Consider the following 13,891-nt stretch of genomic DNA (forward strand, 5'->3'; position numbering starts at 1 on the left):
CAATTCTTTTTACGAGAGACTCCCCAGGTTTTTCAAGAGGCATTGAAATATGAAGCTACCCACACGCGTTTGCCGTTATGGGGCGTCATGGCTTTTTGGGCGGTTGCAGTCTTGCTGCTTTTTTGGGGAGTTTGGCGCTGGCGTCAGGGAAGATGGCGAGGGGATAGAGTGGAGGCTTTGGCTTTGGTGACGCTTTTTCTCGCCTGGGCTTGGTTTCCCACATTGGCCTTGATGCGGGTTTTTGTCTCCCCTTCCCCAGCCATCAGCTTGAGAATGTACACTCCGGCCTTTGCCTTGTGGGTGTTAAGCTTCTGGGCTGTGTTCTGGGGTTGGGTGCGTGGGAAAGTTTCTAAGCGATGGCGTTTAAGTGCCCTTGGGTGGGCGTTGAGTGTAGGTCTTCTTCTGAGCGCGTGGGAGGCGCCCTATAGACCGCCTCGGCTCTTGCTGGGTGACATGCACGCCTATGGCCAGGGTTTTACGGCTCGTCCCTGGCACATCATTGCCCATGAGGGAGTGCTTCACCAGGCAGCGTTGTTGCCGAGGGAGACGCCTTTGTTTTCGAACCGTTGGGAAGCTGTGCTGCTTTGGCTTGGCCGGCCGGCGCAGGTAGTCCACTTGGAGGCTTGGCTCCAGGCCGCGAAGCAGGGACAATTAGAAAACCGAGCCGACTATCAAAACTGGCGCCAGAGCCAAGGCGCTTTGGTTGTGTTGTGGCCTCAAGGGAAAATTCCCAAATCCAAAAAAGAGGTCGTAGCGCTGCTTGCCCAGGAGGGCGTGTGTCTGAGTGATGAGGGAGGATGGTTGTGTTTGCCAAAGCCCTCTTCGCCTCAGGAGCAAGGGCCGTGAAGAAAAATACTCCCTGGTTGACCCTGTTCTCTGCCCCTAAACCCTTCGACCGGCCTCATATTGCCCTGATCCAGCGCAACGCCATCCGTTCCTGGCTGGCGTTGGGCCCTGAGGTGGAGGTGTTGCTTCTCGGCGACGAGCCTGGCCTGGCAGAGGCGGCTCGGGAATTCGGCGTCCGCCACCTCCCCGAGGTGGAACGCAACGCCCACGGCACGCCGCTGATCCCCTCGATGTTTGCCCTGGCCCAGGAAGCCTCCCAGGCCCCTTATCTCTGCTACCTGAACGCGGATATTGTGCTGCTTCCCCATTTCCTGCCCGCCCTGAAGGCTATGGCCGCCCAGGTGGAGGGTTGCTTTTTGGCGGTGGGCCAGCGCTGGAACCTGGAGGTCACCGAGCCCCTGGCCTTCGGCCCGGAGGCTGAAGTGGCCTTATGGGCACGGGTGCGGAATGAGGGACGCATGCATCCCCGCAACGGCATAGACTTCTTCGCCTTTCCGCGTGGCTGCCTGAACGCCATCCCGCCCCTGGTGGTGGGCCGCGCCGGGTGGGATAACTGGATAGTTTACCACGCCCGCACCCAGGGCTGGCCCGTGGTGGATTTGACCCCCTCGGTGCTAGTGATCCATCAGAACCACGACTACGCCCACCTGGCCGTGCCGCAGGGCAGGCATCCTTACAAGCAAGAGGAAGCCCAGCGCAATGTGGAACTGGCCGGCGGGCTGCACCACATGTACACCATTTGGGAGGCCAGCCATGTCTTGGCCCGTGGGCGCGTGCGTCGCCAGCCGTTGCGGCTGGGAGGGCTTATCCATAAGGTAGAATTGAGGTTGCAGCGGCACGGCTTCCCCCATCACGGCTGGAAGCGCATCCTCATCCGTCGCCTGCGGCGGTTTCGCTTTTGGCTGGAGCGGCGCGAGGCAGCCCGCCGCGTGCCCCCATGGCCCCAGGGCCGGTGAGTTACCCGCCTATGCTTGCCACATGGGTGGGGGCTTTTTTGCTGTGGCCCCTGTCGGGCCTCCGCTTAGACCATCAGCCTGTGTATTGAGGAAGTGTATGCGTCTGGGACAAAACCCCGTCAAAGTGGCCCGTCCGCCCCTGCCACCGCCCCAAGAGGTGACCGTGGTGGTGGTCAGTTTCATCCCCTACCTCAGCGGCTACTTCGAGCGTAGCTTGGAGGTGCTCCAAATCAGCTTGGAGAGCCTGTGGACCAACACCCGCGTTCCCTTCGACCTGCTGGTTTTCGACAATGCCAGTTGCCCTGAGGTGCGGGACTACCTGCTTCAGGAACATCAGGCCGGGCGCATTCAATACCTGGTGCTCTCCGAGAAAAACGTGGGCATTCCGGGGGCCTGGAACTTCGCCTTTCAGGCTGCGCCGGGCAGGTATGTGGCCTTTGCCGACTACGACATTTACTTCTACCCCGGCTGGCTGAAGGCCCACCTGGAGGTGCTGCGCACCTTCCCCAAGGTGGGTATGGTCACGGGCACGCCCATCCGACCGCCGGTGGAGATTTCGTCCAGCACCCTGGCCTGGGCCGAAGCCGACACCGAAGCTACCTTAGAGCGGGGCGTGTTGCAGGCCTGGGAGGATTACCGCGCCCATGTGCTCAGCCTGGGCTTCAGCGAGGAGAAGGCCGAGCGCACCTACCGCGAGAGCGAAGACATCCGTCTGCGCTACCGGGGCCAGGAGGTCTTCGTCGGTGCCGGGCACTTTCAGTTTGTGGCACCCAAAGCGGTGCTTCAGGAGGTGCTGCCCCTGCCCCTGCGCCATGCCATGGGGGACGAGCGGGAGTTGGATCGCCGTATCAACGCGAAAGGCTATCTGCGCCTGTGCTTGCCCCGCCGTTATGTGCAGCATATCGGGAACGTGCCTTCGCCGGAGATTCTGGCCCTGGCCGGACGCCAAGTCCCGGCCCGGACGCCAGAGGGCGGGCACCGTTCCCGCAGGTGGCTCTACACCCTGGCGGATTTCCCCTGGGTGCGTCGGCCCCTGCTGTTTCTCTACAACCACATCTTCCAACTGTACTACAAACGGGTGAGTGAGTGAGATGAGCACGCCGCGAGTGATGATCAGCGCCGACCACGGTCTGGCCGTGGTATACTTTTTGCAGAGCGGTGTAGTGCCGCGCCTGTTGGAGGCGGGCGTGGAGGTGGTGTTGCTCAGCGACGATGCCCTGGTCGACCGTCTCCGGCAACGCTTTGGCCGTCCGGGCCTGATTTTTGAGGGATTACGCCTGGAGCAGGCCAAACGCTACTTCCGCGAGGAGGCGTACCGCTTGCAGTGGTGGCTGGACTTCTTCCGCCGGGCCGGAGCCTCGAACCGCATCAATTTGGAGGCGGTGGAAAGTTACATTCGTCAGGTGGAGTACGAGGCCCACGCCCGCCGCAAGCGGCTGATGCCTTTCGCTAAAGCCGTGGTGGGCGTGTTACGCCGCAGCCGGGCCGCCCGGCAGGCGTTGGGGCGGCTGCAGCGCCGCTTTACCCCCCACCTGTACAATGACCTGTTCGCCCGCTACCGCCCCGATTTGGTCATCGCCGCCACGCCCGGCTGGCGCTACGACCGCTACCTGCTGCGTGACGCCGCCGCCCAGGGCATCCCCACCGCTGCGGTCATCGTGGGCTGGGATAATTCCAGCAGTTACAGCCTGCCCGGCGCGCCGGTGGAGCACATCACCTGCTGGTCGGAAATCCAGAAAGAAGAACTAGTTCTGGGGTCGGATTGGCCTCCTGAGCGGGTCCACATCGGCGGGATCCCGTCGTACGATGGCTATTTCCTGCGGCAGTGGGTCATGCCTCGTGGGGAATACTTCCGCCTCCACGGACTGGATCCCGACCGCAAGTTGATAGCCTATGCCTGCAGTTTCGTGACCTTCTCCCCCAACATCCAGAACATTGAGGCCCTGGCCCGCCTGGTGGCCGAGGATCGCCTGGACTTCCCTGCCCAACTGTTGGTGCGCCTGCACCCCAACCACTTCATGGATCGTGTGCCCCGGTTCGCCCGTGAGCGGGAGCAGATTCTGTCCCTGGCGCGGGAGTATCCGCATGTGCACGTGGTCGAGCCGGTGCCTTTGGGTGGTTCGTTGGGCTACTATTCGGGCGAGGATATGCCGGAGAAGTCCTCGATGATGGCCCATGCCGATGTGTTCACCACCGTGTACTCCACGATGGTGGTGGAGACAGCCATCCACGATACGCCGGTGGTGAGCGTGTGCATTGACCACCCGGAAGGGTGGCCGGGGCACTTCTCGCTGCGCCTCTCGGAAATTGGAGGCTGGCCTACCCATTCGCGCTTTCGGGCGTCGGGCGCAGGCAAGGTAGTGTACGACGAAGCCGGGTTACAGGCCGCGCTCAACGAATACCTGCACCACCCCCAGGCCGAAGCCGAAGCACGACGAGCCTTCATCCGCCGCGAGTGCACCTACACCGACGGCAGCGCTGGTCGCCGCACCGCCGACTTCTTCCTGTGTTTGTTGAGATAGACACGGATGACACGGAGTGCGCGGGTGGACACGGATTTTTGGAGGATTTTTGGAGTGCGGCGCCCTGGCGCTGCTTTGATGGGAATAGACCAGAAATGACGGATAGAGGAAGGCTCCCATGCGCTTCTTGATTGCCGGTTTGGGCTCCATCGGTCGCCGCCATTTGCGCAACCTGCTGGCCCAGGGCCAGCAGGACATCGTGCTCTACCGCACCCACCATAGCACGTTGCCCGATGATGAATTGGCCCGGTTTCCCACCGAGACCGATTTACAGCGGGCGTTGGAGCGCTACCGCCCTGACGCGGTCATCGTAGCGAATCCCACGGCGTTGCACCTGGAGGTGGCGGTTCCGGCGGCGCGGGCCGGGGCCCACCTGCTGCTGGAGAAGCCCGTTGCCCACACGCTGGAAGGGATGGACGCCTTGCGTCAGGCCGTGGCCGAGGGGGGCGTGCGGGTGTTGGTGGGGTTCCAGTTTCGCTTTCACCCCACGTTGCGTCGGGTAAGGGCCTGGCTGGCCGAAGGGGCGGTGGGGCGTCCCTTGTTCGTGCGGGCGCATTGGGGCGAGTACCTGCCCGACTGGCACCCCTGGGAGGACTATCGCCAGAGTTACGCCGCCCGCGCCGATTTGGGCGGTGGTGTGGTGCGCACCCTGTGCCATCCTTTGGATTATCTGCGCTACGTGTTGGGGGAGGCAGAGGTCACATGGGCCTCCACCGGCCACCTGAGCGACCTGGAACTGCAAGGGGTGGAGGATACCGCTGAAATCGCCTTGCGCTTTGCGGGCGGTGTCTGGGGCAGCGTGCACCTGAACTACCATCAGCGGCCCCCGGCGCATTGGCTGGAGGTGTTGGGCACCGAGGGCACCATCCATTGGGATTACCCCACCGGCGAGGCGCGGCTCTGGCGGGCAAGCACGCAAACATGGGAGACGGTGGCCCTACCTGAGGGGTGGGAGCGCAACGATATGTTCCTGGCCGAGATGGCGCATTTCCTGGCCGTGGTGCGCGGCGAGACCGAGCCGGTGTGCACATTAGAGGATGGCATTCGAGCGTTGGAACTGGTGTTGGCGGCGTTGAGGTGACCGACTCGTTTGAGATGACGGGGTGAACACGCGATGTTTGTGGTGCTCTCGGGGTTTGTGATCGGCTTCTTGTTGGGGCTTACCGGTATTGGGGGTGGGGCGCTGATGACGCCGTTTTTGATTTTGGTCATGGGGCTCCACCCGGTTACGGCCATTGGCACCGATTTGGTTTTTGCTTTTGTCACGAAGTCGGCCAGTGCGGTACAGCATCGCCTGCAGCGCACCGTGTGGCTGCAACCGGCCTTTTTCCTTTCGCTGGGGAGCGTGCCCACCTCAATCCTGGCGTCTTGGTTTGTGGTCACTCAGGTGAAAAATCGTGGCTGGGTGGAGCAGACCCTGCCCCGGCTTCTGGGAGGAATGCTGGTTGTAGTGGCTGTGCTGGTGGCCGCGCGGGCCCTGGGATGGATTAAGGCCCGTGGAGGGGAGCACAAAGAACGATGGCCGACCTGGTGGCAGAATGTGTTACTGGGCGTCGCGTTGGGGTTGTTGGTGGGGGTGACCTCCGTAGGCAGTGGTACGTTGTTGGTGGCCATACTTTTGCTGTTTTTTGTGGTACCTCCAGAGCACCTGGTGGGGCTCAATGTGTTGGTAGGGGCTGGGTTGGCTTTTTTCCCGGCCCTGACTTATGCCTATCATGGGTATGTGAAGTGGGTTTTGTTGGGACAGATTCTGGTTGGTGCACTTCCTGGCACCGTCTTAGGTGCGCGTTTGGTGACCAGAGCGCCTACCAAACCCCTTCGACTTTTTCTCAGTTGTCTGGTATGCTTGGCAGGTCTGAGGTTGTGGATGGGTGCAGGATAGAGGAGTGGTAGGCCTCTATGACAAAAACCTGGAAAGAGAGGTAGGAGAATGATGTTGCATTCCAATAATCATTTCTGGCAAATCCCCCCGCATGGGGGGAATCTGATGGACCGGGTGTTGCGCGGCAGTTTGCGCGAAGCAGCCCGTGAGAAAGCCCAAAATCTGCCCAAAATCGCGCTTTCACGGACCAATCTGGCCGATTTGGAAATGATCGCGGTGGGCGCGTACAGTCCGCTGACCGGCTTCCTGCGACGGGAAGATTACGAGCAGGTGGTCGCGGAAATGCGTCTGAGCAGTGGCCTGGTATGGCCGATCCCGGTGACTTTGGCGGTTGATGAGACAATGGCTCGCTCGTTGCGCGAAGGCCAGGAAATTGCCTTGTGTGAGGGCGAGCGCCCCTTGGCGATTATGCTGATCGATGAGATTTATCCTTACGATAAACGACAAGAGGCGTGGGAGGTTTATCGTACTACCGAAGAAGCCCATCCCGGGGTGGCCCGCCTTTATGCCCAGGGAGATTATCTGGTGGGCGGCGATTTCTGGCTCTTCGACTGGCCCACGGCCACCGCGACGGAGTTCCCTGACCTCCGCTACACCCCGGCCCAAACGCGCCGGATGTTTGCCGAGCGAGGCTGGCGGCGGGTGGTGGGGTTCCAGACCCGGAACCCTATTCACCGCGCGCACGAATACATTCAAAAGACCGCGCTTGAGGTGGTGGATGGCCTTTTCCTGCATCCCCTGGTTGGCGAAACCAAGAAGGATGACATCCCCGCCGAGGTGCGTATTGCCAGTTACCGCGTTGTGCTGGAGACCTACTACCCCAGGGAGCGGGTGCTGTTGGGGGTGTTCCCCGCGGCGATGCGCTACGCTGGCCCGCGGGAGGCCATCATGCACGCCCTGGTCCGGAAGAACTATGGGTGCACCCATTTCATCGTGGGACGCGATCACGCCGGGGTAGGTAATTACTATGGCACTTACGACGCGCAGCGTATCTTTGACGAATTTCCGCCTGAGGACATTGGAATTACCCCGTTGTTCTTCGAACACGCTTTCTACTGCCGTGAGTGCGGTGCAGTGGTGACGGCCAAGACCTGCCCCCACGGCAAAGAGGCCTGGCTGTATCTCTCAGGCACGCAGGTGCGGGCGATGTTGGCGCGTGGTGAGGCCCCGCCGCCTGAGTTCACACGGCCGGAGGTCAGTCAGGTGTTGATTGAAGGGTTGCAGCGTCAATAGGCTTGATCAACGCGCCCCCTGAGGTCCGGGGTGGGTCTTGAAGTTCCAGACTGGGCTGAGCCCCGTTGACCGTGCCTTTCTCTTGGGAGAGGCGTTTCACTGCGCGGTTTCAATCTATTCTCAAATCGAAATGGAGGTCGTTACGATGGAGCATACTGGTTTCACGGTTTGGTTCACCGGCCTTTCGGGGGCTGGAAAGTCTACCATTGCCAATGCGCTGGCTAAAGAGTTGCGGGCGCGAGGCATGAAGGTAGAGGTTTTGGACGGGGATGTGATCCGTACCAACCTGAGCAAGGGGTTGGGCTTTTCCAAAGAGGATCGGGATACCAATGTGCTGCGCGTGGGTTGGGTCGCCGAAGTGCTCAGCCGGAACGGCGTGGCCGTGTTGTGCGCGTTGATTTCCCCTTATCGGGAGACGCGCAACAAGGTGCGAGAGCGTGTTCAGAATTTTGTTGAGGTCTATGTGAACGCGCCACTGGAAGAGGTCATCCGACGGGATGTGAAGGGGCTATACAAAAAGGCGTTGGCCGGGGAAATCAAGAACTTCACTGGCGTCTCGGACCCTTATGAGCCGCCGGAGAACCCCGAGGTGGTGTGTAACACCGCCGAAGAGACGCTGGAAGAAAGCGTGCAGAAGGTGCTGGACTATTTGGAGCGTCGGGGCTGGTTGTTGCCCAGACCCGATGGACAGGGCGTGCAGGATATCCATCGACAGAAGGTCCCATGACAGGAAAGACGATTTTCTCGCTGTTCGACTTGACCGAACGGGTGGCCCTGGTTACCGGTGGGGCAGGCTTGCTGGGTGAGCAGTTCTGCCGTACCCTGGCCGCGGCCGGGGCGGCGGTGGCCGTTGTGGATCTCAACGCCCAGGGCGCCGAAAAGGTGGCCGAGGCTATCCGGGCTCACGGCGGCCGTGCGGCTGCTTATGCGGTGGACATCACCGACCTGGAGGCCGTGCGCTCCGCCGTGGAAGATATCGTGGCCCGTTGGGGGCGGCTGGATATCCTGGTCAACAGCGCGGCCCTGGACCCCAAGGTGAGCGCCGAGGGCCGGGTGCAGGCGGCCGGGGCTTTTGAGGATTTTCCTCTGGACATCTGGCGGCAGGCTCTGGAGGTCAATCTCACGGGGATGTTCCTGGTCACTCAGGCCGCCGTGCGCCCGATGAAGGCCCAAGGTAAGGGGAGCATCATCAACCTTTGCTCCACTTATGGCCTGGTAGGCCCAGATCAGCGAATTTATCAGAAGCCCGTCCAGCCGCCTCAATACAAGCCGGTGTATTACACGGTGACCAAGGCCGCCGTGCTGGGCTTTACGCGTTATCTGGCTACCTACTACGCGGGCACCCAGATTCGCGTCAACGCCCTCACGCCGGGCGGAGTGTACAACGAACAGGATGAGGAGTTCGTGCGCCAGTACAGCGCCCGGACCGTGTTGGGCCGCATGGCGCGCAAGGACGAGATGAACGGGGCTTTGCTCTTCTTGGCCTCGGATGCCTCTTCCTACATGACAGGCGCCAATCTGGTGGTGGACGGCGGCTGGACGGCATGGTGATGTGCGTATGACCGAGGTTTTGGCGCTTATCCCCGCGCGGGGTGGCTCCAAGTCTATCCCGCGGAAGAACATCAAGCCCTTTCTGGGCTATCCGTTGCTGGCGTATAGCATCGCTGCGGGTCTGCAAGCCGAGACGGTGACGCGGGTCGTCGTTTCCACCGACGACGAAGAAATCGCTGCCGTGGCCCGTGAATACGGAGCCGAGGTGCCTTTTCTGCGCCCGGCTCACCTGGCGCAAGACGCCACCCCTGACCTGCCCGTGTTTGTCCATGCCTTGCAGTGGCTGGCCGAGCACGAGGGGTTTCGCCCCGAGGTGGTGGTCCAGTTGCGGCCCACGACGCCTGTGCGCCCGCCGGGGATGGTGGACGAGGCCGTCCGCCTGCTGCTCAGCCGTCCGGAGGCCGATTCGGTGCGCGGCGTGGTGCCCTCGGGACAGAACCCCTACAAGATGTGGCGCATCGCGCCCGACGGCACCATGCGCCCGCTGCTCGACCTGGAGGGCGTAGCCGAACCGTACAACGCGCCGCGCCAGAGCCTCCCGCCCACCTACTGGCAGACGGGACACATTGACGCCATCCGCGCCCGCACCCTTTTGGAAAAGGGCTCCATGAGTGGCCAGGTGATTTTGCCTTTGGTGCTGGACCCGGCCTACACGGTGGATCTGGATACCCCGTTGGACTGGCTGCGGGCTGAGAGCCTGGTGCGGACCTTAGGGTTGTCCATGGTCTGGCCGGGAAAGCCCAAACGCCCCTGGCCCCGGCAGGTGCGCTTGCTGGTGCTGGACTTTGACGGCACGCTGACCGACAACCGCGTATGGGTGGACGAGACCGGCCGAGAGATGGTAGCCGCCCATCGGGGAGATGGCATGGGCATCGCGTTGATCCGCCGGGCCGGGGTAGAGGTGGTCATCCTCTCCACGGAGCGCAATCCGGTGGTGGCGGCGCGGGCGCGCAAACTGGGCGTGCCCGTCTTCCAGGGCGTGGAGGATAAGCCTACGGTGTTGCGCCGTTTGTTGGCCGAGCGCGGGGTGCCCGCCGAGCAGGTGGTTTATGTGGGCAATGATGTAAACGATGTGCCTTGTTTCCCGCTGGTAGGCTTTGCCGCGGTGCCCGCCGATGCTCATCTAAAGGCCAAACGCGCCGCCGATGAGGTGCTCCGTCAACGGGGTGGGCGTGGCGCCGTGCGGGAGATCTGCGACCGCATCCTGCAACAAAAGGAGCAGCCCGGGGGGTAAATCGTCCCTGGTCGTTGGTGCAAGAATGGGGTACAATTCCAACCCCTGGGATCGGTCTGGGTGCCGGTTCAGGGGTTGTTTATGTTTTGTTTTCTTTGGAGGTGATGTATGGCTGGGGAAGTGAAAATCGGTGATCGTCTGGTAGGCGATGGTCACCCCACCTATATCGTGGCCGAGATTGGCATCAACCACAACGGCAGTGTGGACATCGCCAAGTTGCTCATTGATGCGGCCATCAAAGCCGGAGTGGACGCGGTCAAGTTCCAGAAGCGCACTCCGGAGATTTGCACCCCGCGGGAGCAATGGGACAAGATGCGCGAGACGCCCTGGGGCTACATTCGCTACATCGATTATCGCCACAAAGTGGAGTTCGGCCAGGACGAATATCAGGAGATTGACCGTTATTGCAAGGAAAAGGGTATTACCTGGTTCGCCTCGGTGTGGGATACGCCCTCGGTGGATTTCCTGGAGCAGTTCGATCCGGTGGCGTACAAGATCCCCTCGGCGGCGCTGACGGACCATGAACTCTTGCGGCATGTGCGGGCCACGGGGCGCTTGGTGATTCTTTCCACCGGTATGTCCACCATGGAGCAGATTCGCGAGGCTGTGAAGGTGTTGGGCACCGAGAACCTGGTCCTGATGCACGCCACCAGCACTTACCCCTGCGAGCCGGATGAACTCAACCTGCGCATGATTCAGACCCTGAAGGAGGAGTTCCCCGAGGTGCCTATCGGATATTCAGGCCATGAGGTGGGGCTAGTGACCACCGCCGTGGCTGTGGCTCTGGGCGCTTGCATGGTGGAGCGGCACATCACCCTGGACCGGGCCATGTGGGGCAGTGATCAGGCGGCTTCAGTGGAACCAGGGGGCTTCCAGAAACTGGTCAAGTACATCCGGGTCACCGAGCGCGCCTTGGGCGACGGCGTAAAGCGAGTGTATGACTCCGAGATCCCGGCGATGAAGAAGTTGCGGCGGGTAGGGCTGCCGTAGGGTGTGCGATGAGCGTAGGTGAAGCGCTACGTGGCAAAGCAGTTGGAGCCGTAGCGCGGGCACGGCTGGCACGGCTGGCGCAGGCGGTGGTCAGGCAGGCGCCGCAGCCCCATGGCGCTCCTGTGGTGTTCTTCAACGCCTCCACGCGCCTTTGGGGCCTGAGCCAAAATGCGGCTTTTCAATGGCTGACGGCCTGGAGCCTGCGCTTGCAAGGCGTGCCGGTGGTGCAGTTCGTTTGCCAGGCTGGGATGCCGCGTTGTGTGTTGGGCACAGACCCCGACCGTCTCCATCAGCCGCCACCGTGCGACTTGTGTCAGGCCTGGTCGCGACGTCTTTATCGCGGCCTGCCGGTACGGGGCTTCGCCTACACCCCCGATGCGGACCTGGATGTGGCGCTGGAGGCGCAATCCGTCACCGCGTTGGAGACCTTTGTCCATCGCGGCGTGCCTTTGGGGGCGTTGACCCTGCCTTCGGTGCGCTGGCGGCTGCGCCGCCACAATCTACACGATGACGAAGCGACCCGTGCGCTGTACCGGGATTTCATCCGCGGGGCCTGGCAGGTGGCCCGTGCTTTCGGTGTTTTGCTGGATGAGGTGCAGCCCCAGGCGGTGGTTGTATTCAACGGCCAGTTCTTCCCCGAGGCCACGGCGCGCTGGGTGGCGCAGCAGCGCGGTGTGCGGGTGATCACCCATGAAGTGGGTTTACGCCCGCTGACCGCTTTCTTCACCGAGGGCGAGGCCACGGCTTATCCCATCTACATCCCCGAAGATTTCGACCTTACCCCCGAACAAAACACCCGTCTGGATGCCTATCTCAGCCGTCGTTTCCAGGGCGACTTCACCATGGCCGGGATTCGGTTTTGGCCCGAAATGCGCGGTCTGGATGCGGCCTTTTTGGAACGCGCCGCTCGCTTTCGGGGCATCGTCCCGGTGTTCACCAATGTTGTCTTTGACACCAGCCAGCCCCATGCGAATACGCTGTTTCCCCACATGTTCGCCTGGCTGGATGCCCTCCTCGACCTCATCCGCGTCCATCCCGACATCCTTTTCGTCATTCGCGCGCATCCCGATGAAATGCGCCCCGGCAAGGCGGCGCGCGAAAGCGTGCGCGACTGGGTGGAGTCGCGCGCTGTGCAGTCGCTACCCAACGTACACTTTGTGGACGCCCAGGAGTACCTCAGTTCGTATGATCTCATCCGCCGGGCCAAGTTTGTCATGGTGTACAACTCCACCATCGGGCTGGAGGCTACCCTGTTAGGGAAGGCGGTGGTCAGCGCCGGCCGGGCGCGTTACACGCAATACCCCACGGTGTACTACCCCGCTTCGGTGATGGCTTATCTGGATCTTGTTGAGCGATTCTTGAACGCCCCTGGGGAGATCCCCGCCCCGGGGGGGCATCGCCGCCATGCCCGCCGGTTTTTATATTACCAACTCTACAAAGTGTCCCTGCCTTTTGAGGCGTTTCTGGAACCCTATCCCCGGCAGCAGGGATATGTCCGGTTGAAGTCCTTTCCCGTGGAACACCTGCTCCCCGAGTATTCGGAAACGATGCGTGTGCTGCGGGAGGGGGTGTTGTCAGGCGCGCCGTTTGTTTTACCCGAATAAGGCTTATGGAGGGAAGGATGTCCCCTGGGCGACATCACGATCCATACGAGAAAGAAAGTCCACACCTGCTTGCCTTTTCCGTGCTCGTCGCTGGGGTGATGGCGTTGATCCTTGGCGTGCACAGCTATCTGGCCCTCACCCCGGCCAATTCTTTTTTGGACTGGTTTCATTTCGACGATGCTTTCTATTACTTCAAGACGGCTCAAAACATTGTAGCCGGGCGCGGAGTGACTTTTGACGGCACGGGGTCAACCAATGGCTTTCATCCTTTGTGGATGCTGCTGCTTTTGCCCCTCTTTGCGGTGAGCCGGGGCGACGGCATCCTGGCGTTGCGTTTAGTGCTGGTACTGGAAGGGCATTTTGCGCAATGGGTGTCTCGGGCGTACCCCCGACATAACGAGCATCTTCACCTTTACCTTTTTCAGGCGGAGTGGGTTGAAACACATACCGAGCCAGGGGCTGTGATCGGGGCCACAGGCTCGGGTGCTTTGGGATATTTTGTCCAGGGTCGTCAGGTGATCAATTTGGATGGGTTGATTGGCACCCCAGCTTATCTTCATGCATTGGAGGAGGGGCGAGGTGTGGCGTATTTGCAGGCCCGTGGGTTGCGTTATGTTGTTGGCGCTTTTTAGCTGACCAAGTTCAACCCTTATCGCGAGGTGTTTGCCAATCGCCTGGATACAGTTGCCAAGTATCGTTACGATGAAGTCGAAGTTTCATTGTTTCGCTTTTTTTCTGTGAGGTTGGCTATGAAGATCGTTGATTTATGGATGATTGTTGACGAACGATTGCGTTGGCTACGCTGGCGCTGGCGACGCCTTCAGGTGGCCAACCGTTGGGGAACGGAGGCGTTGGCCGGCGCACCGCGTTTGTTTGGTAATGCTATACCTAAGGCGGGGTCGCACTTGCTTCATCAAGTGCTGTTAGGCTTCGCTGCTATTGGCCCTTTTGTCGACCCTGGTATGCCCCCTGTGAATCGTGACGTGGCGAATCGAAAGAGAGATCAGAAAGGTATTTTAGCTCAACTATCTGCGATGCAGCCAGGTGATATCCGTTATGGGTATTTGGTGGCA

General features: G+C 61.3%; 13 protein-coding genes. All 13 read left to right on the top strand.

Annotated features, from left to right (window positions below):
• Positions 1-842 precede the first annotated feature (842 nt).
• Entirely contained in the window at positions 843-1,802 is a 960-nt protein-coding gene (locus G4O04_07030) for a hypothetical protein (GenBank protein ID HEY58268.1), read from the top strand.
• Between the two features lie 97 nt (positions 1,803-1,899).
• Complete coding sequence (locus G4O04_07035) at positions 1,900-2,892, top strand: glycosyltransferase family 2 protein (protein ID HEY58269.1); 993 nt, start codon at positions 1,900-1,902, stop codon at positions 2,890-2,892.
• A gap of 1 nt (position 2,893) precedes the next feature.
• Complete coding sequence (locus tag G4O04_07040) at positions 2,894-4,324, top strand: hypothetical protein (GenBank protein HEY58270.1); 1,431 nt, start codon at positions 2,894-2,896, stop codon at positions 4,322-4,324.
• A gap of 118 nt (positions 4,325-4,442) precedes the next feature.
• Positions 4,443-5,405 (top strand): Gfo/Idh/MocA family oxidoreductase, encoded by a 963-nt coding sequence (locus tag G4O04_07045; protein ID HEY58271.1) that lies wholly within the window; start codon positions 4,443-4,445, stop codon positions 5,403-5,405.
• 33 nt (positions 5,406-5,438) lie between these two features.
• On the top strand, positions 5,439-6,206 hold the full coding sequence (locus G4O04_07050) for a sulfite exporter TauE/SafE family protein (protein HEY58272.1): 768 nt from the start codon (positions 5,439-5,441) through the stop codon (positions 6,204-6,206).
• A 51-nt stretch (positions 6,207-6,257) separates the two neighbouring features.
• A complete protein-coding gene (gene sat, locus G4O04_07055) occupies positions 6,258-7,439 on the top strand; it encodes a sulfate adenylyltransferase (GenBank protein ID HEY58273.1) in 1,182 nt (393 codons plus the stop codon).
• 145 nt (positions 7,440-7,584) lie between these two features.
• Positions 7,585-8,166 (top strand): adenylyl-sulfate kinase, encoded by a 582-nt coding sequence (gene cysC / locus G4O04_07060; GenBank protein ID HEY58274.1) that lies wholly within the window; start codon positions 7,585-7,587, stop codon positions 8,164-8,166.
• On the top strand, positions 8,163-8,990 hold the full coding sequence (locus G4O04_07065) for an SDR family oxidoreductase (protein ID HEY58275.1): 828 nt from the start codon (positions 8,163-8,165) through the stop codon (positions 8,988-8,990). The genes cysC and G4O04_07065 overlap by 4 nt, the downstream gene beginning before the upstream one ends.
• 7 nt (positions 8,991-8,997) lie before the next feature.
• Entirely contained in the window at positions 8,998-10,224 is a 1,227-nt protein-coding gene (locus G4O04_07070) for an N-acylneuraminate cytidylyltransferase (protein HEY58276.1), read from the top strand.
• A gap of 108 nt (positions 10,225-10,332) precedes the next feature.
• Positions 10,333-11,214 (top strand): N-acetylneuraminate synthase, encoded by an 882-nt coding sequence (locus G4O04_07075; protein ID HEY58277.1) that lies wholly within the window; start codon positions 10,333-10,335, stop codon positions 11,212-11,214.
• An 8-nt stretch (positions 11,215-11,222) separates the two neighbouring features.
• Positions 11,223-12,818, top strand: coding sequence for a hypothetical protein (locus tag G4O04_07080; GenBank protein ID HEY58278.1), 1,596 nt, complete (start codon positions 11,223-11,225; stop codon positions 12,816-12,818).
• Between the two features lie 17 nt (positions 12,819-12,835).
• Entirely contained in the window at positions 12,836-13,450 is a 615-nt protein-coding gene (locus tag G4O04_07085; GenBank protein ID HEY58279.1) for a hypothetical protein, read from the top strand.
• A 117-nt stretch (positions 13,451-13,567) separates the two neighbouring features.
• A partial coding sequence (locus G4O04_07090; GenBank protein HEY58280.1) for a hypothetical protein occupies positions 13,568-13,891 on the top strand: 324 nt, incomplete at its 3' end.

Source organism: Anaerolineae bacterium (assembly GCA_011176535.1).
Taxonomy (GTDB): domain Bacteria; phylum Chloroflexota; class Anaerolineae; order Anaerolineales; family DRMV01; genus DUEP01.